The sequence below is a fragment of the Dysgonomonadaceae bacterium zrk40 genome, from assembly GCA_016916535.1.
Taxonomy (GTDB): domain Bacteria; phylum Bacteroidota; class Bacteroidia; order Bacteroidales; family Dysgonomonadaceae; genus Proteiniphilum.
Window position 1 is genome coordinate 316,887 of the sequence record CP070276.1, and the last position, 22,161, is coordinate 339,047.

Genomic DNA, 22,161 nt, shown 5'->3' on the forward strand with positions numbered 1-22,161 from the left:
TTTTAACCAATCCTCTTTGCAAATCATGATGCACACCCTGAAAGGAGGATTCGATTTTTTAATTAGAAATCTATATCTTTGCTTTTAAATTATCCCATCTATTATGGCGCTGAAACAGCAACAGGAACTAAAACAAACGCAGCGGCTTTCTCCCCTCCAGATGCAGGTGATCAAGCTGGTGGAGCTCAACACCGTGGAGGTGGAAGATCGAATCAAACAGGAGGTGGAGGATAATCCCGCTCTGGATACAGGAAATGATGACTCGTTGAACGATAAGGAGCAGGATGAGCAGGAGCCGGGCGATGAGATCACGCAGGATGAGATCATGCTGGGTGATTACCTCTCGGAGGAGGAGATCCCCGATTTTCACATCAATCAGCGGGATCGTAAGAATGAACCCAATTTCGTGGAGATCAGCTACTACGACGACATGTCGTTGATCGACTCCCTCCAGGAACAGCTCAGCCTTCTCGATCTGGACGAGAGACGCCACACCATCGCCACCTACATCATCGGCAATCTCGATGAAAACGGTTACCTGCAACGCGAACTGCAGGCTATTGCTGACGACCTGCTGTTTCAGCAACAGATGGAGGTGACAACACTGCAACTGGAGGACCTGCTCTACGAAATACAGGAACTGGATCCCGCCGGCGTGGGGGCACGCAACCTGCAGGAATGCCTGCTGCTGCAACTGGCAAGAAAAGAACCCACCCAGGCGGTGAAACTGGCAGAAACCATCCTATCCGATTATTTTGAAGAATTTTCCCGGAAGCATTACGACAAGATCATCCAGCTGCTGAGCATCTCACAGGATGAGCTCAGGGATGCCATTGAGGAGATCACCTCTCTCAATCCCAAACCGGGAAACTCCATGGGGGGTGCCTTGCAGACTGCCATGAACAACATCACACCCGATTTTCTGGTCGACACCTTCAACGGTCAGGTCACCATTCACCTCAACAACAGCAACATCCCGAGCCTGAAAGTGAACAACAGCTTCTCCGAGATGCTCAAAGGGTATCAGGAGAACAGGCAGAGCATGTCGGCCGACAACAAACAGGCGATGCTCTTCATGAAGCAGAAGGTCGATTCGGCAAAATGGTTTATCGATGCAGTGAAGCAACGCCAGAATACCCTGGAGCGAACCATGGAGGCTATCGTGAAACTACAGTATGATTTCTTCCTGAACGAAGATGAATCGCAGCTCAAACCGATGGTGCTGAAAGATGTGGCGGAACGAACAGGTTTTGATATCTCCACCGTCTCACGGGTGAGCAACAGCAAGTATGTGCAGACCAACAATGGCATTTACCCCCTGAAGTATTTCTTCTCAGAAGCAATGCAAACAACTGAAGGTGAAGATATATCATCGAGAGAAGTAAAGAAGATACTCAAAGAGAGCATCGAGGCGGAGAACCCCGGACGACCGTTGACCGACGACCAGCTCACGCAGATCCTGAACGAAAAAGGGTATCTGATTGCCCGCCGCACCGTGGCAAAATACCGTGAACAATTGAACATTCCTGTCTCACGTTTGCGAAAAAAAATATAACTTTGTCGGTTTATCACCAGGAAACCCATTGAAAGGATACCCATCAGGATGAAAACAATCGCCCATCTCATATCTACCATATTCCAACCCTTGCTGATGCCCACTTATGGGGTGATGCTCATCTTTGTATACACCTACTTCGGCATGATCTATCTGCCGCAGTTCTGGAGGATCCTGCTGCCGGTGATGCTCTTCTCCTTTGCAATCCCGGGACTCCTCATCTACATGCTCTTTCGCATGAAAATCATATCCGACCTATCACTGAAACATCGGCGCGAACGCTTTTTCCCATACCTGATCACGCTCATCTCCTACTCCGCAATGATCGTCTACTATTTCAGGATGGGCATGCCGATGTGGTTCCTGATGATCATGGCCGCTTCGGTCGCCATCATGGTGATCGCCATCCTGATCACCCTCACCTGGAAGATCAGTGCCCACATGTTCGGTGTGGGGGGACTCATTGGCGGTGCCATGGCGGTGACCTATTTCGTGGAACGCTCTAATCCCTATTTCATGTTCATGGGTCTGTTTATCATTGCCGGACTGGTGGGCACCTCCCGACTCATCCTGCGGCGTCATACACTCTACCAAGTGATCGCCGGCTTCCTACTCGGGTTCCTAGTCTCCTTCCTCTTCGTGTGGGGCGGAACAATGGCATAGGAGAAATCGCCAAAAGGCTCTTTGACAATCAAAATTATTGTCGTACATTTATCCCGTCAAACAACTAATTTAAAATATAACTGCTATGAATTTTCCCGACAACCTGAAGTATTCCTCCGACCATGAATGGGTGCGCGTGGAAGGAAATGAAGCCTTTGTTGGCATCACCGATTTTGCACAAGATGAACTGGGCGAGATCGTTTACGTGGATGTATCTTCCGAAGGTGAGAACCTTTCGCAAGGCGAGGTCTTTGGCAGCATCGAAGCTGTGAAAACCGTTTCAGACCTGATGATGCCTCTTTCAGGGGAAGTGCTGGAAGTGAATGCCAAGCTCGACAATGCTCCGGAACTGGTCAACAGTGATCCCTTTGGTGAGGGATGGATTATCCGGGTAGCCATGAAAGATGCTGCTGAGCTCGATCAACTGATGAGTGCCGCCGCCTACAAGGAGTTCACAGGCAAGTAACCAACGCATAAACAACAGGAATCACTTTCACCAAAGTGGTTCCTTTTTATTCATCCCTACATTCTGAAAAAATATGAAACCATTGGTAAGCATCATCATGGGCAGCACTTCCGACCTGCCCGTCATGGATAAAGCAGCACAGTTCCTCAACGAGATGGAGATTCCTTTCGAGATCAACGCCCTCTCTGCACACCGCACACCCGAAGAGGTGGAGAAGTTTGCCAAGGGTGCCGCAGAAAGAGGCATCAAAGTGATCATTGCCGCTGCAGGCATGGCAGCACACCTCCCGGGTGTGATTGCCTCGATGACCACACTCCCGGTGATTGGGGTACCCATCAAAGCCTCACTGGAGGGTCTCGATGCCCTGCTGGCCATCGTGCAGATGCCTCCCGGCATCCCCGTAGCCACCGTAGGCATCAACGGCTCACTTAATGCGGCCATCCTGGCACTGCAGATCATCGCCACCGGTGAGGAGACGGCACAACAGAAGCTGACAGCCTACAAGGAGAACCTGAAGAAGAAGATCACACAAGCCAACGAGGAGCTGGCGAATGTCTCTTACAAGTACAAAACAAACTGAATATGAAGAAAATAATCTACATGCTCACATCACTCTTCCTGCTGGGTGCCTGCAACCAGGGCAACCAGACCGGCAGCACGCCGGTCGACGACGGCATCGATTCCACCTTCGAGTACAAGGTTGATCGCTTCGCCGACATCGAGATCCTGCGTTACCCCGTACCGGGATTCAACAGCCTCTCCCTTCAGCAGAAGGAGCTGATCTATTATCTCTCACAGGCTGCCCTGGAGGGACGCGACATCCTCTGGGACCAGCACAACCGCTACAACCTCACCATCCGCCGCGTCTGCGAGGGGGTGTATGAAAACTACATGGGCAACAAGTCGTCCGATGAGTGGAAACAGTTCGAGACCTACCTGAAACAGATCTGGATGGCAAACGGCATCCACCACCACTACTCGGAAGACAAGATCATGCCGCAGTTCACACAGGACTACTTCGTCACACTTGTCAAAAGCGTCGACCCGGGGCGGATGCCCTTCCGCGACGGGATGGCTGCCGATGAGACCCTCAACGAGATCCTACCGGTGATGTTCGACCCGGCAGTGATGCCCAAACGAATGAGCCAGACTCCCGGCAGCGACATCGTGGCCACCTCGGCGGTCAACTTCTACGAGGGGGTGACCCAGCAGGAGGTGGAAGCATTCTATAATGCGATGAAGGATCCGGCGGACGAGACGCCGATCTCCTACGGACTCAACAGCAAGGTGACCAAGATCGACGGTCAGGTGACCGAACAGGTCTGGAAGCTGGGCGGCATGTACGACAAGGCGATTGAACGGATCATCGGATGGCTGGAGAAAGCGGCTGCCGTGGCCGAGAACGACCACCAGAAGGAGGTAATCACCCTGCTGATCGACTACTATCGCAGCGGCGACCTGCAAACGTTCGACGACTACTCGGTGAAATGGGTGACCGACACCCACTCGCGCGTTGATTTCATCAACGGCTTCATCGAGAACTATACCGACCCGCTCGGCCTGAAAGCCTCCTGGGAGGCGATGGTCAACTTCAAAAGCGAGGAGGCTTCCAAGCGAACCCAAACCATCAGCGACAATGCCCAGTGGTTCGAAGACAACTCTCCCATCGACGACCGCTTCAAGAAGGAAGAGGTGAAAGGGGTCTCCGCCAAAGTGATCACAGCCGCCATCCTCGGCGGCGACACCTACCCTGCCACTCCCATCGGCATCAACCTGCCCAATGCCGACTGGATCAGACGTGACCATGGCTCCAAGTCGGTCACCATCGACAACATCACCTACGCCTACACCAAGGCTGCCGAAGGCAACGGCTTCAACGAGGAGTTCATGTGGAGCGACAGCGAACGGCAGTTGGCAAAGCAATATGGCTCCCTGACCGACAACCTCCACACCGACCTGCACGAGTGCCTGGGCCACGGCTCCGGCAAGCTGCTGCCGGGCGTCAGCAGCGACGTGCTGCAAGCCTACGGTTCTCCGCTCGAAGAGACACGTGCCGACCTGTTCGCACTCTACTACCTGGCCGACCCGAAGCTGGTGGAGCTGGGGCTGCTGCCCGACGGTGAGGCCTACAAGGCTGAGTACTACTCCTACATCATGAACGGGGCGATGACACAGCTCACACGCATCCAGCCGGGTAAAGACATTGAACAGGCCCATATGCGCAACAGGGCGCTGATCTCCCGCTGGGTGATCGAGAAGGGCAGCAATGAGAAGGTGGTCGAGCTGACACAAAAGGAGGGTAAAACCTATGTGGTGGTGAACGACTACGAGAAGCTTCGCGCACTGTTCGGCGAACTGTTGGCCGAGGTGCAGCGGATCAAGTCGGAAGGCGACTTTGAAGCCGGCAAGCAGCTGGTGGAGAGCTACGGCGTGAAGGTAGACCCCACGCTGCACCAAGAGGTGCTGACCCGCTATGAGGCGCTCAACCTGGCCCCCTACAAAGGGTTTGTAAACCCGGTATACAAGCTGGTGACCGACGACGAAGGCAAGGTAACCGATGTCACCATCTCCTACGATGAGAACTATGTGAACCAGCAACTGCGCTACTCACGCCAGTACTCGGTGCTACCGCTGAAAAACTAATTCTTCTGCAAATCTTTTTCAAATAAGCGTTTCGGTACACCCGAAACGCTTATTTTTGTATCGCTCCAACAACAAAGATAACACATGACCTACGAAGAGACCCTCGATTACCTTTACAACCAGATGCCCGAATACCAGCGCATCGGTGAACGGGCCTACAAGGTGGGGCTGGACAACAGCCTCGCCCTCGACCGCATTTTCGGACACCCCCACAGGCAGTACAAAACCATCCACGTGGCCGGCACCAACGGCAAGGGCTCCACCTCGCACCTGCTGGCTGCGATCCTACAGGAGTCGGGATACAGGGTGGGCCTCTACACCTCACCCCATCTGACCGACTTCCGCGAACGGATCCGCGTGAACGGTGAGATGATCGACAAAGCCTTTGTGGTCGATTTCACCGAACAGTACCGGGAGCAGTTCGAGCCGGTGATGCCCTCCTTCTTCGAGCTGACCATGGAGATGGCCTTCCTCTGGTTTGCCAAACAAAAGGTGGATGTCGCCGTGATCGAAACGGGACTGGGGGGACGGCTCGACAGCACCAACATCATCACGCCGGTACTGAGCATCATCACCAACATCGGCCTCGACCACATGAAATTCCTGGGCGATACGCTCCCCCAAATCGCAGCTGAAAAGGCAGGCATCATCAAGCCGGGAGTGCCGGTGGTGATCGGTGAGAAAGGGAATCAGGAGGTGGAGAGGGAGTTTCGTAACAGGGCGGCTTCGGTGCAGGCTCCCATTCACTTTGCGGAGGAGGAAATCAATGATCTTTCCGCTGTGAGAGCAGGTTCCCGCTGGATCTTCAACGCCCGCGAATACCCCTCAATAGTTTGTGATCTGGGGGGATTCGCACAACAGAAGAATGCCCGCACCCTGCTTACAGCAGTCGCATTGCTGCAGGAAGGCGGATTGTCCATCCCACGCGATGCAGTGTACCGCGGGTTCTCGAAGGTGATCTCCCTTACCGGCTTGCGGGGACGCTGGCAGCAACTGCAGGAGAAGCCGAAAATAATCTGTGACATTGCCCACAATGCCCATGGACTGCATGATGTGAAGGAACAACTGGAATCGGAACAATATAAACAACTGCATATGGTGTTCGGGATGGCGAACGATAAGGATACCGGAAGTGTATTGTCGTTGCTGCCCACAGAGGCACGATACTATTTCACCCGTGCATCAGTGGAGCGGGCACTCGACGAACAGCTGCTGCGGGAGCAGGCAGTTGGATATGATTTGAAGGGTGAGTGCTTCGGGAGTGTGGCGGAAGCGGTGGCGGCGGCCATGAAAAACGCCGATGAAAATGATCTCATCTTCATCGGCGGCAGCTCCTTTGTGGTGGCAGATACACTGCCACTCTTCGACTGATTACCAGATCATCACAAGACGGAAATTGTAGGTCTGGGGGGCATTTGCATCCTCAAAGACATCCGATGACTGGATGAAGAATGCCACATCACTGTTGCCACCCGATTGATACATCACGTCGTAGCTGATGGTCTCGGTAAACGTTTCGGTGATGTTCCCCTCTGTATCGGTACCGTAGTAGGTATGCACATAGGGCAGCATCTTCTGCACCTCGTTCACACCCTGCTCTCCCAGGAAGAGATAACCCAGCACAGCACCGCTTTCATAGATGAACTCGGTCAACTCCGGCAGCGAGTAGACAGCCTCAAAACGTCTTTCCTGATCATTCCACTCCCAGTCGTTCTGATTGGCCTGTATGTTCACAATCTCCCACTGCGTAAACTCCAGGTTGGCATTGTTCTCCTGAAGGGCCTCCTCAATCATTCTCCTTACCTCCAGTTCACTCAGGGTGTCATCTGTGGCACAGGAGGAACCGCCAAGGAGGATGGATGCAAAAAGTGCGGATGCCAGCAGGATTTTCGTGATGTTTCTCTTCATATCTGTTTCTGTTAATTGGTTTCTTAATTCGGCCTTGCGCATTAAAACAATAATTATCTCTATGACCGGAAAAGAGATGATTCGTTTAAATGAAACAAAAAATAAATTGAAAAGTTTAAAACCGGCAGCTAAAAAAAAGTCCGCCGGAGCGGACTTTTGTCGTTGGTTGCAGATAAAAAACAACGATTCTGCTATCTTCTGCTACCCAGGAAGCCTCCCAGCAGATCATCCAGCGGGTTGCCGTCGCCATCCTTGTCCAGGATGCCTCCCAGCATATCCATCAGGCCGCCGCCGGTAGAACTGCGCTGTTGTGTGGCTCCGCCCAGCAATCCGCCCAGCAGGTCACCCAGGCCGCCGGCACCGGTGTTGGTCTGTCGTTTCTCTTTCCCCAGGTAGGCCATCACGATGGGGGCCACGATCGCCAGCAGCGGCCCGATCTTGCTCAGGCTGATGCCCGATTTCTGCGCGATACCCTGCTCCACGGCGGTACGGTTCTTACCGAATACATGTCCCAATATGCCGTCACCGTCCGATTGCAGTTCTGATGTGTGGCCCTGCAGCATCCCCGATAGGTTCTCCAGCAGAGAACCATCATGCTTCTTTTCCAGCGCGTTGTTGAGGCTTACGGCACCATCCTGCGACCGTGCATTGCGTGTCATCCCGGCCAGGATAGCCGGTATGGCCATGTTGACAGCGCTGGAAGCCTGGTTTTCATTTACGCCGAGCTGACCGGCTACATTGCGCACGATCGACTGACCGATGGCGCTGTTCAGCAATTCTGATAAATCCATATAGCAAATTGTTGGTGATATTGATTCAAATATATGGATTAAAACAGAAGATTGTGCTGTCGCACCAAAAAAAATGAAGGGTGAGGAATTACACCCCAACGGGATTTCAGGGAACAGCTGCCCGAATTACGGCTTCTTTCAAATTGGACCCACAGGATGGTTGATTCCAGCAAAAAAAAGGTTATTTTTGCCTGATCACAACAACGACCAGACAAAACGAAAAATGAAACAATATCACGATTTATTGCGGCGGGTGCTCGATGAGGGAGTGGAAAAGGAGGATCGCACCGGCACCGGTACCATCAGCATATTCGGTCACCAGAGCCGCTTCCGGATGAGCAACGGCTTTCCGGTGCTGACCACCAAGAAACTACACCTCAAGTCGATCATCCATGAACTGCTCTGGTTCCTGAAGGGTGACACCAACATCAAATACCTGAACGACCATGGCGTGCGCATCTGGAACGAATGGGCCGGCGAGGATGGGAACCTGGGACATATCTACGGTTACCAGTGGCGCTCCTGGCCCGATTACAACGGCGGCCATATCGACCAGATCAGCGAGGTGGTGGAGACGCTGAAAAAGAACCCCGATTCGCGGCGCATCATCGTCAGCTCCTGGAATGTGGCCGATATCCCCCACATGAACCTCCCCCCCTGCCATGCATTCTTTCAGTTCTACGTGGCCGAGGGGAAGCTGAGCCTCCAGCTCTACCAGCGCAGTGCCGACATCTTCCTGGGGGTTCCCTTCAACATCGCCTCCTACGCGCTGCTGTTGAAGATGATGGCACAGGTCACCGGGTTGCAGGAGGGCGACTTCGTCCACACCTTCGGTGATGCCCACATCTACCGCAACCACCTGGAGCAGGTGAAGTTGCAGTTGAGCCGCGAGCTACGCCCGCTGCCGCAGATGATGATCAACCCCGACGTGAAGGATATCTTCGGCTTCCGCTACGAGGATTTCGAGCTGACAGGCTACGATCCCCATCCCCATATCAGAGGAGAGGTTGCCGTATGAAGATGCATCCACGCAAACCCATCGCACTGATCGCTGCACTGGACGAAGAGAACGCCATCGGACGCAACGGTGATCTGCTCTGCAACCTGCCCAACGACCTGAAGCATTTCAAACAAATCACCCAGGGCCACAGGGTCATCATGGGGCGCAGGACCTACGAGTCGCTGCCCAAGGGAGCACTCCCCAACCGCACCAACATCGTCATCACATCCGATCAGGCAGAGAATTATCCCGGTTGCATCGTGGTCCGCTCGCTGGAAGGGGCACTCGATCATTGCCTTGAAGATGAAACGGCATTTGTGATCGGCGGGGGGATGCTCTATCGTGCCACCCTTCCCCTGGCAGAGAGACTTTACATCACCCGCATCCACCATACCTTTCCCGATGCAGATACCTTTTTCCCGGAGATCACCGCAACTGCGTGGGAAACAACCACAAAGGAACATCATGCGGCAGATGAGAAACATCCTTTTCCCTATACCTTCATAACCTATGCGAAGCGAGGATGATCATCAATGCCACAAACAATGCCCTCAGGCGGGAAACGACCCTTATTGACCCCCTACTGAGAGACACATGGGTAGGTATTGGGCGCCTGCCTCTCCAAAAAAATTTGGAGAGGCTTTGGAGAGGCTTTGGAGGGGCATTGGAGAGGCATAAGCCCTGTACCTGCGAATGAATCTTCCTTCTTTACCCTACAACCAACACAAAATGAAAAAAATAGACGCATTCATCCTCTTCACAGAACCTGCACAGGCAATGCAAACCGTGGCAGAGCTCAGGCAATCGGAATCAGTGGGCAGGATCTTCCTGCTGACGCCTGAAGGCATCACGGAACAGATCGAAGGATGCCTTACCATCCCCATCGACAGGCTGCAGAGCAGTGCCACCGTGCTAAAAATCGCACAGCATGCCGCTGCACCCTACACGCTGATCTACCAGAAGCCGACGCGGTTACAGCCGGGCTACTTCGCACCGGAGCGGATGACACGCATCGCGGAGGATAGCAGCGCCGGGATGGTCTACTCCGATTATTGGGCCATCCGCAACGGGGTGAAGAGCAACCATCCGGTGATCGACTACCAGGAGGGGAGCCTGCGCGACGATTTCAACTTCGGCTCGCTGTTGCTTTACCGCACAGCGGCACTCAAAGAGGCTGCCGGAAGAATGGCCGCGAGTAGCTACCGCTATGCAGGTCTCTACGACCTCCGGTTGAAGGTGTCGCAGCAGCATTCGCTGGTGCACATCAATGAGTACCTCTACAGCGAGATCGAAGAGGACAACAGGGCCTCGGGCCAGAAGATCTTCGATTACGTGGATCCCAAAAACCGGGAGCTGCAGCTCGAGATGGAGCAGGCCTGCACGGAGCATCTCAAGGATGTGGGTGGCTGGCTGGCGCCCACCTTCGAGCCCATCGCATTCGACGGGGGGGAGTTTCCCTGTGAGGCATCGGTGATCATCCCGGTGCGCAACCGCATCAAGACCATAAGGGATGCCATCTCGTCGGTGTTGAGCCAGCAGACCTCCTTCCCCTTCAACCTGATCGTGGTGGACAACCACTCCGACGACGGCACCACCGAAGCGATCCGCGCGTTTCAGGATGACAAGCGACTGATCCACCTGATCCCCGAAAGGGAGGACCTGGGCATCGGCGGCTGCTGGAACATGGGGGTACACCACCCGGAGTGCGGCAAGTTCGCCGTGCAGCTCGACAGCGACGACATCTACAGCGGCAACGACACCCTGCAAAAGATCATCGAGGCCTTCTACGCACAACAGTGCGCGATGGTGGTGGGCACCTACCGGATGACCAACTTCGCAATGGAGATGATCCCCCCGGGCATCATTGACCACCGGGAGTGGACCCCCGACAACGGGCGCAACAACGCGCTCCGCATCAATGGCCTGGGTGCTCCCCGCGCCTTCTATACCCCTCTGCTGCGGGAGATCAAGCTGCCCAACACCAGCTACGGCGAAGATTACGCCCTCGGACTTTCCATCTCGCGCCGTTACCGGATCGGACGGATCTATGAGGTGCTCTACCTCTGCCGTCGCTGGGAGGAGAACAGCGATGCCTCGCTCGACATCGAAAGGATGAACGCACACAACCTATACAAAGACCGGATCAGAACATGGGAACTACAGGCACGAAAGAGATTGAACGAAGTGAACCGCTGATTGCGGTAGGCATTCTACCGGAACAGGCCGCCATAAGCTTTTCACTCCTTTCCGGTTACACGCTGAACGGAAAGCCGCTTCCTGCGGGAGATTACCGGGTGGAAGCCGGTGCGGCGGGTGTCACCTTTCAGGGCGAACAATACCCTGAACTCACCTTCGAACCGGTGGAGATGCACCGTGAGAGCTTCGAGCTGAAGGAGGTGATCATCGGCCGCAACTTCCACTGGGAACGCAGGGAGAACCAGCGTTTTCAGGGAGCGTTGAAGTTCATCGCCGAAGAGAAGGGGATCACCGCCATCAACATCGTCGCCCTGGAGGATTACCTCAAAAGCGTGATCTCCTCCGAGATGAGCGCCACCAGCTCTAAAGAGCTGCTCAAGGCACATGCCGTCATCTCCCGCAGCTGGCTGCTGGCACAGATGGAGAAAAACAGAGTGATCGATGCGGGGTATCAAACCTCTTTTGTCACGCCGACAGAGATCATCCGCTGGTACGACCGCGAAGAGCACGCCCGCTACGATGTCTGCGCCGACGACCATTGCCAGCGCTACCAGGGCATCACCCGGCAGACCACTGACCTGGTGAACAAGGTGATCGATGCGACACGCGGAGAGGTGATCACCTATCGCCATGCCATCTGCGACGCCCGCTTCTCGAAATGCTGCGGTGGCGTGATGGAGCGCTTTGAAAATGTATGGGAACCGATTGTCCATCCCTACCTGCAGGGGATGGCCGATTGGACCGAAGACACTGCCTTCCCCGACCTCACACGGGAAGAGCAGGCCGACCAGTGGATTCGCTCCGCTCCCCCTGCCTACTGCAACACGCAGGATGCTGCGATACTGAGGCAGGTGCTCAACGACTACGACCGGGAGACAGCCGACTTCTACCGCTGGAAGGTGACCTACACACAGGAGGAGCTGTCGACCCTCATCCGGGAGCGCTCCGGCATCAACTATGGAGAGATCGTCGCCCTGGAACCGCTGGAGCGGGGCAGCTCGGGTCGGATCATCCGACTGAAGGTCATCGGCACGGAACGGGTGATGATCATCGGCAAGGAGCTGGAGATACGACGCACCCTCTCCCCCTCACACCTTTACAGCTCCGCCTTCGTGGTCGACGCGGAAGAGGAGAACGAGGAGGGGATTCCACAGCGGTTCATCCTCACCGGTGCCGGCTGGGGTCACGGCGTAGGACTCTGCCAGATTGGTGCGGCCATGATGGCGGCAGAGGGGCAGGACCACAAGGCAATCCTCCGCCACTATTTTCCACACACTACCATCGAAAAGAGATACTAAACAACCCAACAGGATGAAGAAAACAACGCGCTCTCCCTGGAGCTGGATTCCCACCCTCTACTTTGCCGAAGGTCTCCCCTACGTAGCGGTGATGACCGTCTCGGTGATCATGTACAAACGGTTTGGGCTCTCCAACAGCGATATCGCCCTCTATACCAGCTGGCTCTACCTACCCTGGGTGATCAAGCCCTTCTGGAGCCCCTTCGTCGATATCCTCAAAACAAAACGGTGGTGGATCGTCTCGATGCAGCTGCTGATTGGTGCGGGACTGGCCGGCATCGCCTTCACCCTGCCCACCCCCTTCTACCTGCAGGCATCGCTCGCCTTCTTCTGGCTGATGGCCTTCAGCTCCGCCACACACGACATCGCCGCCGACGGCTTCTACATGCTGGCACTCGACGAGTCGCAGCAATCCTTCTTCGTGGGCATCCGCAGCACCTTCTACCGCCTGGCAATGATTTCCGGTCAGGGACTGCTGATCATCCTGGCGGGATTCCTCGAAAAATCGACAGGGCAAATCCCGCTCGCGTGGAGCATCACCTTCTTCGTGATGGCGGGGCTCTTCATCGCCTTTATGGTCTACCACCGCTTTCTCCTGCCCTACCCGGCGCAAGATAGCGGGAAAGCAGTGACCACCCCAAAGATGGTGCTGATCGAATTCGGAAAGACATTTAAATCATTCTTCACCAAGAAGGGTATCGGCCTGGCCATCGCATTCATCCTGCTCTACCGGCTGGCAGAAGCGATGCTGGTGAAGCTGGCATCACCCTTCCTGCTTGACAGTCGCGAGGTGGGAGGACTGGGACTGAGCACTTCCGAGGTGGGCATCACCTACGGCACGGTCGGTGTGATTGCCCTCACCCTGGGTGGCATCATCGGCGGCATCGTCGCCTCACGCAACGGGCTGAAGTACTGGCTCTGGCCCATGGCACTGGCCATCACCCTGCCCAATGCAGCCTACCTCCTGCTGGCCACGTTTCAACCGGAGAACCTTCTCTGGGTGAATGTAGCCGTAGCGACCGAGCAGTTCGGTTATGGATTCGGATTCACCGCCTACATGCTTTACCTGATCTATTTCTCACAGGGTGAGCACAAGACAGCCCACTACTCCATCTGCACCGGCTTCATGGCCCTGGGGATGATGCTGCCCGGCATGGCGGCGGGTTGGATTCAGGAACAGATGGGCTATGAGCAATTCTTCGTCCTGATCATGCTCCTAACGATCCCCACCCTGCTGTTGATACCCTTTATGAAAGTAGACAGCAATTTCGGGAAGAAGAAAGCTACTGTATCTGCCGGTGAGCAATCGTCAGAAGCCTGAACCAACAACGGGTAAAAAAGAGATTTTACATTTGTCGAATGATAAGCAAAAAGATGAAACAATCCCTGACAACTACACAATCGTCCCGGCTCCTCTCGCTGGACATCCTGCGCGGCATCACCATTGCCGGCATGATCATGGTCAACAATGCCGGCTCAGGTCAATATGTCTACGAACCACTGCGCCATGCACACTGGCACGGGCTCACACCCACCGACCTGGTCTTCCCCTTCTTCATGTTCATCATGGGGGTCTCCACCTACCTCTCGCTGCGCAAGTTCAATTTCGAACCCTCCAGAAATGCATTGTGGAAAATTGCACGACGCACCCTCCTCATCTTCGGGATCGGGGTGGCCTTGGGATGGTTCGGTCAACTGATGTGGGGAGTGGCTTCGGGGGAGTCGCTGGCCGTGGCAGCAACTCACTTTGAGACCCTCCGCATCCTGGGGGTGCTGCAACGACTGGCACTGGCATATGGTCTTGCAGCATTCACAGTCCTTCTGGTGAAGGGAAGGTTTTTGCCCTGGCTGATCGGCATCCTGTTGTTTGGGTACTACCTGATTCTTCTCCTTGGAAATGGGTTTGAGATGTCGGAGGAGAATGTGATTGCGGTGGTGGACAGGGCACTCTGGGGTACAGCACACATGTACAAGGACACCACACCGGAGGGGGTGCGCATTGCCCTCGATCCGGAAGGGTTGCTCAGTACACTCCCCTCCATCGCCCACGTGCTGATCGGCTTCCTCTTCGGCAAGCTGATTGCGGAGAACAGAGACAACCACAAGCGGGTGGAGAAGCTGCTGATCTGGGGAACGCTCCTCGCCTTTTCCGGCCTGTTGCTGCAGTACGGATGCCCCATCAACAAGAAGATATGGAGCCCCACTTTCGTGCTCACCACCACCGGTTTTGCAGCACAGCTGCTCGGGCTGTTGATCTGGATTATCGACATCCACAAGAAAAAGCGATGGAGCCGTTTCTTTCACGCTTTCGGTGTGAACCCGCTGATCATCTATCTCTTCGCGGGGGTGATGGCCAGTCTGGTCTCCAACATCCGGTTTGGGTGGCAGGGAGAGACCATCTCTGTTAAAGAGTTCGCCTATCAGGTGATTTTGCGCCCATGGGCAGGCGACTATTTTGGGTCGCTGCTCTACGCCTTGCTGTTCATCAGCCTCTGCTGGCTGTTTGGATATAAGCTGCACAAAAAAAAGATTTACATCAAACTATAAGGGGCGGCTGGTGGTTAATAGAACAACAACACATGAGATTGATGAATAAACCTTCAGCGAGAAACATATTGATTGCCGACAGCGGAGCGACCAAGACCGACTGGTGCCTGGCACGTGGCGGAGAGATCCTGCAGCGCTTCTCCGGGAACGGGATCAGTCCCGTTTACCAGTCGCAAGAGGAGATAGCGGTGGAGATCAGGGAGCAGGTACGGCCACGTCTGAAGGATCATAAGATCCATTTGATACACTTTTATGGCAGCGGTTGCATTCCGGGGAAAACGGTGCTCGTCGAGAACGCGCTCCAGCACTCATTTCCAATAGGATCAATCCATGTCTACAGCGATCTGATCGCAGCCGCACACAGCCTTTGCAACCATGAGGCGGGCATCGCCTGCATCCTGGGCACCGGCAGCAACTCCTGCCAATGGAACGGCAGTGAGATCACCGCTCAGGTATCACCCCTCGGTTTCATCCTGGGTGACGAGGGTAGCGGTGCCGCCCTGGGCAGGCAGCTGGTGGGTGACGCACTCAAGAACCAGCTCACTCCGGGATTGAGGGAAAAGCTGCTGGAGGAGCAGCAGCTCACACCTTCCCTGATCATTGACAAGGTCTACCGCCAACCCTTTCCAAGTCGTTTCCTTGCCGGATTGGCACCTTTCCTGCTTAACAATATTGCCGACGAGAGCATCCGAAGGATTGTGAACCGCAGCTTTACCGATTTCTTCGAACGCAATGTAATGCAGTATGATTACCGGAATCATAAAGTTCATTTCGTCGGTTCCGTTGCCTGGCATTTTGCCGGAATCCTGCGAGAGGTTGCCACATCCAAAGGAATTGCGATTGGCAGGATTGAGCAATCGCCCATGCCCGGGTTGATCGATTATTACAAATGACTCCAAGTAACCACATCCCAAATAGAACAACGACATGACACACATCAGCATTACCGAGCAGGAATCAAACCACAACCACCTGGAGAAAAAATCGGTGCATGAGATACTCACCGGAATCAACAGGGAGGATCAGACGGTAGCACTGGCGGTAGAGAAGACGATCCCTGATATTGAACGTCTGGTCACAGGCATCGTGGAACGGATGCGCCGCGGCGGTCGCCTCTTTTACCTGGGTGCCGGCACCAGCGGGCGACTGGGGGTGCTCGACGCCTCGGAGATACCTCCCACTTTCGGCATGCCGGGCAGTTACGTGATCGGCCTGATTGCAGGAGGAGACGAAGCCCTTCGGAACGCGGTAGAAGATGCTGAAGATGACTTTGACAAGGGATGGGAGGATCTGATGGAGCATAAGATCGGCAGGGATGATGTGTTGGTGGGCATCGCTGCTTCCGGCACCACTCCCTATGTGATCGGTGCGCTGCGACGTGCCCGCGAGAAAGGGATCCTCACCGCCGCCATCAGCTGCAATCCCGGATCGCCGGTGGCAGCAGAGGCAGAGATCAAGATTGAACCGGTGGTGGGACCTGAGTATGTGACCGGCAGCACCCGCATGAAATCGGGGACGGCACAGAAGATGGTGCTGAACATGATCACCACCGCCACCATGATCAGGCTGGGCAGGGTGAAGGACAACCGGATGGTCAACATGCAGCTTACCAACCAGAAGCTGGTGGACAGGGGTACCCGCATGATCGTCGATGAGCTATCGCTGAACTACGAACAGGCGAAGAACCTCTTGCTGCTGCACGGTTCTGTGAGAAAAGCGATTGAGCAATACAAAAACGGAGCGTAAACAATCACATATGGCAATCATCATACATACTTATCATCCTGATCTGTTGCTAGACAAGATTTACGAGGCGATAGATGGGAAGAAAGCAGACAAATGGAGCCGCACCAACGACGGACGGCTGACCTATGGAGCGCTCTTGTGGAGAAACGAAGCCTTTTTCAAGCCCGAGATATGGGTAGATGAAAACGAACTGCGATTTGGACTGATCAAGCGTAAAGACCGGAGGCATATCACCACGAAACTTTACACCACCTTTCATGCAAAACTGATTGAGACGCTGCTCAGCCATTTCGACAGTTATTTCAGGAGTATCACGGCCACCGCCGCAAGAGCTGAACCGGATCAGTTCTGATCCTTTCATTTCAGGAGCAATCAATAACAAGTATCAAATTCAATAAAAGCATTTACCACTCTATTATTGCTCATTCTGTTTATACAGACCTCCTACCCACAGGATGAAGCATACATAACCCTCAGGGATATTCCCTATTACAAAGGCAGTGAGAAACAAATGGATGAGTACATCCGGTAGCGCTGCCAGCCGGACATCACCTACCCGAAAGAAAAAACAGGATTTGCAACGGTGGTCTGGTTCCACGGTGGCGGACCCGTTTTTTTATCCCGGCAAGAATGGCTACCTTTGCAGGTTTAAACTGTTATTGGTATGTTATCGAACATTCGTCCCAAAGAGACCGATGAGCTATACGCCACCCCCATCTTACAACAAACTGCCTTCTGGTCCGAAGTGAAAGCCTCACTGGGAGCAGAGACCATGGCTGTCAACTTCGCAGCCCAGAGCGAGGGACTGTATGGAGCAGCCGATGAAAAGCAGCTGATTCACTCCGATCTGCTGATCATCCTGCGACAAATTGACCGTGATCATTCAGTAGCCTATGTCCCTTACGGTCCCGAGCTGGAACCTGCCGACGAGTTTCAGGGCATCTTCCTGGAAGAGCTCTCGGAGTCGCTACGTTCTCAACTCCCCCACAACTGCATTCTGATTCGTTACGATCTTTGCTGGGAGTCCTACTGGGCCAAAGAAAATGATCATTTCGATGAAAACGGTCTCTGGAGAGGTGAACCGGAACAAACCGCCCAGGAGTTCCGCTTCAACTACAACACGCAGCAGTGGAACTTCCGCAAAGCTGCAACCAACATCCTCCCCGCCCACACCATCTTCCTGGATCTGACAGCTGAAAGGGAGATCCTGTTGAAGAAGATGAAGCCGAAGACACGCTACAACATCGGACTGGCGCGTCGCAGGGGGGTAACGGTGCGGACCATGGGACAGGAAGGAATGGATATTTGGTATGAGCTCTACCGTGAGACCGCTGAACGAAACCATCTGCTGATCAACGAAAAGAAATATTTCGAGGCGGTGCTCACTGCACGGGCCGACGACAGCCGCTCTCCGGCCGACGTGCGGCTTCTTGTCGCCGAGAAGGATGAGAAGCCACTGGCAGCCATGTTCCTGGTGATCACCCGGAACCGGGGCTCCTATCTCTATGGAGCCTCCTCCTCTGCTGAGCGCAACCTGATGGCCCCCTATGCACTACAGTGGGAGGCCATCTGCCAGTCGCAGGAGGCGGGCTGCACCGAGTATGACATGTTCGGCATCTCACCCAACCCTGACCCTCATCACCCGATGTATGGGCTCTACAAGTTCAAGTCGGGCTTCGGCGGCGACATCCACCACAGCCTCGGCTGTTGGGACTACCCGCTTGACGAGGAGATCTACACCCTCTTCCGCGCCTCAGAGCTGCACAGTCAGGGATATCACCTGGTCTGACAAGAAAAGTTAAACTAAAAACCTTTTTTTCCTACAGCTGTTTCATCTTGTCAAAACCACCATAATCTGTATGTGCAGGTTATTTTTTTCGCATCGGGCAACAGAGCCCGTGATATAAACGGCCCCAACAATGAACATCATAGAACCACTGCAGTGGCGCTACGCCACCAAACGAATGACCGGCGGGAAGATTCCGGAGAAGGAACTTGAATCGATACTGGAGGCAATCCGTCTGGCCCCCTCCGCCTATGGCTTGCAGCCCTACCGGGTGATTGTTACCGAAAACAGGGAACTGATAGAGCAGATATATGAGCAATCCTGCCCTCAGGTAGTGCTGCAGCAATGCTCACACCTACTGATCTTCAAGGCGAAGAAAAGACTCGATGAAGTCTATGTGGAAGGATTCCTGGAGGAGTTCAGGAGCGTCAGAAATGCCACCGACACCCATATCGACAGTTATCGGGAAAAGATACACCGCGTGATCAATGATCCGGCGATCAACACCTTCAGCTGGACCACCCACCAGACCTACCTGGCCCTGGGGTACGCCACCTATGCGGCGGCACAGCTGGGCATCGATGCCACTCCCATTGAGGGATTCAACCCGAAAGCACTCAACCGGCTGCTCGCGCTCAACGAGGAGGAGGAGGAAACGGTGCTGATGCTCGCCCTCGGCTACCGTGATGCCGGAGAGGACAGGCTTGCACATCAGCCCAAAGTAAGAAAACCGCTCCACAAACTTGTAGAGCGGTTGTAAAAAACCCTGTCTGTAAGGGCTTACTTATTAGGGAATCCGGTAGACAATGCTGTTGATGTTCATGCCTGCACCTACTGAGGCGAGGCTGATGATGTCTCCGCTTTTCAGGTCGTGACCATCCATCTCCTGACGGGTGAGCAGGTCGAGCAATGTGGGCACCGTGGCCACCGATGAATTGCCCAGCCAGGAGATGGTCATCGGCATGATGCTCTCCGGCACCTCTTTGATACCGTAGAGCTTGAACAAGCGCTGCAGGATGGCATCATCCATCTTGCCGTTGGCCTGGTGGAGCAACACCTTGCGGATATCGGTGATCTCTAGCCCCACTCTATCCAGACCCGCCTTGATCGTCTTCGGCACATTCTCCAGTGCGTACTGGTAGAGACGACGTCCCTGCATCTTCAGGTAATAATCTTTCTTCTTCGCCAGTTCGGGATTGTAGGAGTAGCCCATCTGAAGCATCTGCACGTAATCGAGGGCATCACTGCGTGAGTTGTGTCCCAGGATGCCGAGCGGTGTGTCGCTCTCACGACCCTCCATGATGGCAGCTCCGGCACCATCGGCATAGATCATGCTGTCGCGGTCGTGCGGATCGGCTACACGCGACAGGATGTCGGCACCCACCACCAGCACCTTTTTCGCATCACCCGAGCGGATGTAGTAGTCGGCCTGGATCACCGCCTGCACCCATCCGGGACAGCCGAAGAGGATGTCATAAGCCACCGCGGAGGGATTGACGATACCCAGTTTCTGCTTGAGCCGTGAGGCAAGCGAGGGAACCACGTCCATCCGCATGTTATCCGCCATCGTCTCGCCGAAGTTGTGGGCAAAGATGATGTAGTCAAGCTCCTCCTTCTCCACGCCGGCAGCTGCAATCGCACGTTGTGAAGCAATCAGGGCCAAATCGGAGGTCACCTCATGTTCCCCGGCATAACGCCGTTCAGAGATGGTGGTGATCTCTTCAAACTTCTGAACGATTGCCTCGTTGGGAGTGTCGATCTTCTCACCGGATGATTCATAAAACTCGTTCTCAAGAAAAGCATCGTTCTTTACTTGTTTGGTCGGCACATAGCTGCCGGTACCGGTAAACACGCTGTAAATTTTGCTCATATAAAGTAATTCGGTTGAAGTATGGATGTGGTCGTATCACTGATACATACGGACTGACAACCATGCTTTTATCTAACAATCTTTAAATTCTGACAATGGGTGTTACCCCGTGCAAAGATAAAAATTTATTTTATAATATCATCATCTTCCCGGGCGATTCCTGCAAACAACGAAAGAGGAAGACCACAATTACGTTGTCAAATCACAGCGAGCTCACGGCTCCGGGTTGATCCCTGCAGAGAGCACCGGATTGGAAATATCCTCGAACAACTCCAGGTTAAAAAACCTTGCAGCCGCGGTCACATGATCAAACACATCGGAAGTAATATCCTCATATCGCTCCCACTCGGTGGTGGCAGTGAAGAAGTAGAGTTCCAGCGGAAGTCCTTTCGAGGTGGGTTGCAGCTGACGCACCATCAACATCAACTCCTTGTGCACATCGGGATGATGACTCAGGTAGTTCTTGATGTATTCCCGGAAGAGTCCCATGTTGGTGAGGTTACGGCCGTTGAGGGGCAGCGATTTGTCGGCACCGACGGATTGGTTGTAAGCTTCGATCTCACGGCTCCTCGTGGAGATATACTGGTTCACAGCCTGCACCTTCAACAACTTCGTCACCTCTTCGTCGCTGAGAAAACGAATCGATGATTGTTTCACGTAGATGCTTCTTTTCACGCGTCGTCCACCGGCTTCAACCATCCCCCGCCAGTTCTGAAACGAGTCTGAAACAAGCGAATAGGGCGGTATGGTGGTGATGGTCTTGTCGAAGTTGCGGATCTTGACGGTGGTGAGCGTGATCTGGATCACATCACCGTCGGCACCATACTTGGGCATGGTAATCCAGTCGCCGATCCGCACCATGTCGTTGGCCGACACCTGCATACTGGCCACGAAACCGAGGATGGTATCCTTGAAGATCAACATCAGGATGGCCGATGCGGCACCCAGCCCCCCGAGGATCACCCCGGGCTTTTGACCTGTGAGGATGGAGAAGAGGATGATGAAACCAATCGCGTAAAGGATGATCTTCACCACCTGGACGTAGCTATCCAGCGGCTTGTCGGCCATGCTGGGGCGGCTGCGCAGGGTATCGGAGAAAGCGTTCACGATCGATGAGATAAGCCATATCACATAGAATATGAGAAAGATATCCACCAGTTTGTCGACCATCACCATGGTACGGGGGAAAAGATCGAAGATGATGGGGATGGATCCTTTCACCAGGCTGAAGGGGATGATCATCGCCAGGTAATGGGGAAAGCGTCGTTCGGAGAGATGTCGCAGGAATTCGATTCCGGTGATCCTGGACACACGGTTCAGGACAGCATGCAGGATGCGGCGGGTGAGGTATTGTACCATGAACACCAACACAACCAGTACCGACAGTAGCAGCAACAGGTTGATATATTTCACCCAGTTTTCGGGGATACCGATATTGGTCAGCAGCCGGATGCTCCATTCACTGATGGCGTTGGTTGAGCGGGATATTTGTTCAATCTTTTCTTCGTCCATTGTTGTGCAGTTGATTTTTTTTTAACAAAAGACAAATATACACATTTAAAACCTCGCCTCAAAACTTCCATTTTTTTGATCAGAAACCGGGGCCGTTTCCGGGAATCATTGTATATTTGTAGACAACAGCAGACAACGCCCCTGTCAGGCGGAGGCTGCGGTAACCGGATGTTCTTCACT

21 protein-coding genes are annotated in these 22,161 nt (G+C 54.1%); 17 read left to right on the forward strand and 4 right to left on the reverse strand.

Translation table 11 applies throughout. The annotated features are described in order from the left end of the window. Positions 1 to 103: 103 nt before the first annotated feature. The 6 genes from rpoN (at position 104) to JS578_01385 (ending at position 6,698) form a co-directional block, all read left to right on the forward strand. A complete protein-coding gene (gene rpoN / locus JS578_01360) occupies positions 104 to 1,555 on the forward strand; it encodes an RNA polymerase factor sigma-54 (protein QRX63942.1) in 1,452 nt (483 codons plus the stop codon). Between the two features lie 48 nt (positions 1,556 to 1,603). Continuing rightward, entirely contained in the window at positions 1,604 to 2,218 is a 615-nt protein-coding gene (locus tag JS578_01365) for a hypothetical protein (GenBank protein ID QRX63943.1), read from the forward strand. Between the two features lie 85 nt (positions 2,219 to 2,303). After that, the gene (gene gcvH, locus JS578_01370; protein QRX63944.1) at positions 2,304 to 2,684 is read left to right on the forward strand and encodes a glycine cleavage system protein GcvH; all 381 of its coding nucleotides are present in this window, start codon (positions 2,304 to 2,306) and stop codon (positions 2,682 to 2,684) included. A gap of 73 nt (positions 2,685 to 2,757) precedes the next feature. Beyond that, entirely contained in the window at positions 2,758 to 3,264 is a 507-nt protein-coding gene (purE, locus tag JS578_01375; GenBank protein QRX63945.1) for a 5-(carboxyamino)imidazole ribonucleotide mutase, read from the forward strand. A gap of 2 nt (positions 3,265 to 3,266) precedes the next feature. Beyond that, the gene (locus tag JS578_01380; GenBank protein QRX63946.1) at positions 3,267 to 5,327 is read left to right on the forward strand and encodes a dihydrofolate reductase; all 2,061 of its coding nucleotides are present in this window, start codon (positions 3,267 to 3,269) and stop codon (positions 5,325 to 5,327) included. Positions 5,328 to 5,411: 84 nt separating this feature from the next. Further along, entirely contained in the window at positions 5,412 to 6,698 is a 1,287-nt protein-coding gene (locus JS578_01385; protein QRX63947.1) for a bifunctional folylpolyglutamate synthase/dihydrofolate synthase, read from the forward strand. Here the strand turns inward: JS578_01385 and JS578_01390 are convergent, their stop codons facing one another. Further along, entirely contained in the window at positions 6,699 to 7,235 is a 537-nt protein-coding gene (locus JS578_01390) for a hypothetical protein (protein QRX63948.1), read from the reverse strand. It abuts the gene before it with no gap. Between the two features lie 191 nt (positions 7,236 to 7,426). Next, complete coding sequence (locus JS578_01395) at positions 7,427 to 8,026, reverse strand: DUF937 domain-containing protein (GenBank protein ID QRX63949.1); 600 nt, start codon at positions 8,024 to 8,026, stop codon at positions 7,427 to 7,429. Between the two features lie 223 nt (positions 8,027 to 8,249). On the opposite strand from JS578_01395, the gene JS578_01400 reads away from it, so the two are divergent. The 11 genes from JS578_01400 to JS578_01450 all read left to right on the forward strand — a co-directional run bounded on the left by JS578_01400 (position 8,250) and on the right by JS578_01450 (position 19,359). Further along, positions 8,250 to 9,044 (forward strand): thymidylate synthase, encoded by a 795-nt coding sequence (locus JS578_01400; GenBank protein ID QRX63950.1) that lies wholly within the window; start codon positions 8,250 to 8,252, stop codon positions 9,042 to 9,044. Positions 9,045 to 9,046: 2 nt separating this feature from the next. After that, positions 9,047 to 9,553 carry a dihydrofolate reductase gene (locus tag JS578_01405; GenBank protein QRX64878.1) on the forward strand — a complete coding sequence of 169 codons (507 nt, stop codon included), beginning with the start codon at positions 9,047 to 9,049 and terminating at the stop codon, positions 9,551 to 9,553. Between the two features lie 202 nt (positions 9,554 to 9,755). Continuing rightward, positions 9,756 to 11,222 carry a glycosyltransferase family 2 protein gene (locus JS578_01410; protein ID QRX63951.1) on the forward strand — a complete coding sequence of 489 codons (1,467 nt, stop codon included), beginning with the start codon at positions 9,756 to 9,758 and terminating at the stop codon, positions 11,220 to 11,222. Beyond that, positions 11,177 to 12,520 carry a SpoIID/LytB domain-containing protein gene (locus JS578_01415; GenBank protein ID QRX63952.1) on the forward strand — a complete coding sequence of 448 codons (1,344 nt, stop codon included), beginning with the start codon at positions 11,177 to 11,179 and terminating at the stop codon, positions 12,518 to 12,520. Before JS578_01410 ends, JS578_01415 begins: the two co-directional genes overlap by 46 nt. A gap of 13 nt (positions 12,521 to 12,533) precedes the next feature. Further along, positions 12,534 to 13,841: an MFS transporter gene (locus tag JS578_01420; GenBank protein ID QRX63953.1), complete on the forward strand. Its 1,308-nt coding sequence runs from the start codon at positions 12,534 to 12,536 to the stop codon at positions 13,839 to 13,841. A gap of 65 nt (positions 13,842 to 13,906) precedes the next feature. Continuing rightward, a complete protein-coding gene (locus tag JS578_01425; GenBank protein QRX64879.1) occupies positions 13,907 to 15,067 on the forward strand; it encodes a DUF1624 domain-containing protein in 1,161 nt (386 codons plus the stop codon). Positions 15,068 to 15,108: 41 nt separating this feature from the next. Beyond that, the gene (locus JS578_01430) at positions 15,109 to 15,960 is read left to right on the forward strand and encodes an ATPase (protein QRX63954.1); all 852 of its coding nucleotides are present in this window, start codon (positions 15,109 to 15,111) and stop codon (positions 15,958 to 15,960) included. A gap of 34 nt (positions 15,961 to 15,994) precedes the next feature. Continuing rightward, positions 15,995 to 16,813, forward strand: a complete 819-nt coding sequence (gene murQ, locus JS578_01435; protein ID QRX63955.1) for an N-acetylmuramic acid 6-phosphate etherase — start codon at positions 15,995 to 15,997, stop codon at positions 16,811 to 16,813. A gap of 10 nt (positions 16,814 to 16,823) precedes the next feature. Continuing rightward, positions 16,824 to 17,165, forward strand: a complete 342-nt coding sequence (locus JS578_01440) for a hypothetical protein (GenBank protein ID QRX63956.1) — start codon at positions 16,824 to 16,826, stop codon at positions 17,163 to 17,165. A gap of 312 nt (positions 17,166 to 17,477) precedes the next feature. Continuing rightward, positions 17,478 to 18,602, forward strand: a complete 1,125-nt coding sequence (locus JS578_01445; GenBank protein QRX63957.1) for a peptidoglycan bridge formation glycyltransferase FemA/FemB family protein — start codon at positions 17,478 to 17,480, stop codon at positions 18,600 to 18,602. Between the two features lie 130 nt (positions 18,603 to 18,732). Then, a complete protein-coding gene (locus JS578_01450) occupies positions 18,733 to 19,359 on the forward strand; it encodes an NAD(P)H-dependent oxidoreductase (protein QRX63958.1) in 627 nt (208 codons plus the stop codon). A 27-nt stretch (positions 19,360 to 19,386) separates the two neighbouring features. On the opposite strand, the gene JS578_01455 is transcribed toward JS578_01450, so the two are convergent. Both JS578_01455 and JS578_01460 read right to left on the reverse strand, forming a co-directional pair. Further along, entirely contained in the window at positions 19,387 to 20,469 is a 1,083-nt protein-coding gene (locus JS578_01455) for a ketoacyl-ACP synthase III (protein QRX63959.1), read from the reverse strand. Positions 20,470 to 20,682: 213 nt separating this feature from the next. After that, a complete protein-coding gene (locus JS578_01460) occupies positions 20,683 to 21,981 on the reverse strand; it encodes a mechanosensitive ion channel (protein ID QRX63960.1) in 1,299 nt (432 codons plus the stop codon). Positions 21,982 to 22,161: the final 180 nt, after the last annotated feature.

Bases quoted from the DNA above. Each gene is read 5' to 3' on its own strand.
- JS578_01460 (QRX63960.1), bottom strand. From the start codon at position 21,981: ATGGACGAAGAAAAGATTGAACAAATATCCCGCTCAACCAACGCCATC.
- murQ (QRX63955.1), top strand. From the start codon at position 15,995: ATGACACACATCAGCATTACCGAGCAGGAATCAAACCACAACCACCTG.
- JS578_01420 (QRX63953.1), top strand. From the start codon at position 12,534: ATGAAGAAAACAACGCGCTCTCCCTGGAGCTGGATTCCCACCCTCTAC.
- JS578_01415 (QRX63952.1), top strand. From the start codon at position 11,177: ATGGGAACTACAGGCACGAAAGAGATTGAACGAAGTGAACCGCTGATT.
- gcvH (QRX63944.1), top strand. From the start codon at position 2,304: ATGAATTTTCCCGACAACCTGAAGTATTCCTCCGACCATGAATGGGTG.
- purE (QRX63945.1), top strand. From the start codon at position 2,758: ATGAAACCATTGGTAAGCATCATCATGGGCAGCACTTCCGACCTGCCC.
- JS578_01385 (QRX63947.1), top strand. From the start codon at position 5,412: ATGACCTACGAAGAGACCCTCGATTACCTTTACAACCAGATGCCCGAA.
- JS578_01430 (QRX63954.1), top strand. From the start codon at position 15,109: ATGAATAAACCTTCAGCGAGAAACATATTGATTGCCGACAGCGGAGCG.
- JS578_01450 (QRX63958.1), top strand. From the start codon at position 18,733: ATGAACATCATAGAACCACTGCAGTGGCGCTACGCCACCAAACGAATG.
- JS578_01405 (QRX64878.1), top strand. From the start codon at position 9,047: ATGCATCCACGCAAACCCATCGCACTGATCGCTGCACTGGACGAAGAG.
- JS578_01440 (QRX63956.1), top strand. From the start codon at position 16,824: ATGGCAATCATCATACATACTTATCATCCTGATCTGTTGCTAGACAAG.
- JS578_01365 (QRX63943.1), top strand. From the start codon at position 1,604: ATGAAAACAATCGCCCATCTCATATCTACCATATTCCAACCCTTGCTG.
- JS578_01395 (QRX63949.1), bottom strand. From the start codon at position 8,026: ATGGATTTATCAGAATTGCTGAACAGCGCCATCGGTCAGTCGATCGTG.
- JS578_01390 (QRX63948.1), bottom strand. From the start codon at position 7,235: ATGAAGAGAAACATCACGAAAATCCTGCTGGCATCCGCACTTTTTGCA.
- JS578_01380 (QRX63946.1), top strand. From the start codon at position 3,267: ATGAAGAAAATAATCTACATGCTCACATCACTCTTCCTGCTGGGTGCC.
- JS578_01445 (QRX63957.1), top strand. From the start codon at position 17,478: ATGTTATCGAACATTCGTCCCAAAGAGACCGATGAGCTATACGCCACC.
- JS578_01455 (QRX63959.1), bottom strand. From the start codon at position 20,469: ATGAGCAAAATTTACAGCGTGTTTACCGGTACCGGCAGCTATGTGCCG.
- rpoN (QRX63942.1), top strand. From the start codon at position 104: ATGGCGCTGAAACAGCAACAGGAACTAAAACAAACGCAGCGGCTTTCT.
- JS578_01400 (QRX63950.1), top strand. From the start codon at position 8,250: ATGAAACAATATCACGATTTATTGCGGCGGGTGCTCGATGAGGGAGTG.
- JS578_01410 (QRX63951.1), top strand. From the start codon at position 9,756: ATGAAAAAAATAGACGCATTCATCCTCTTCACAGAACCTGCACAGGCA.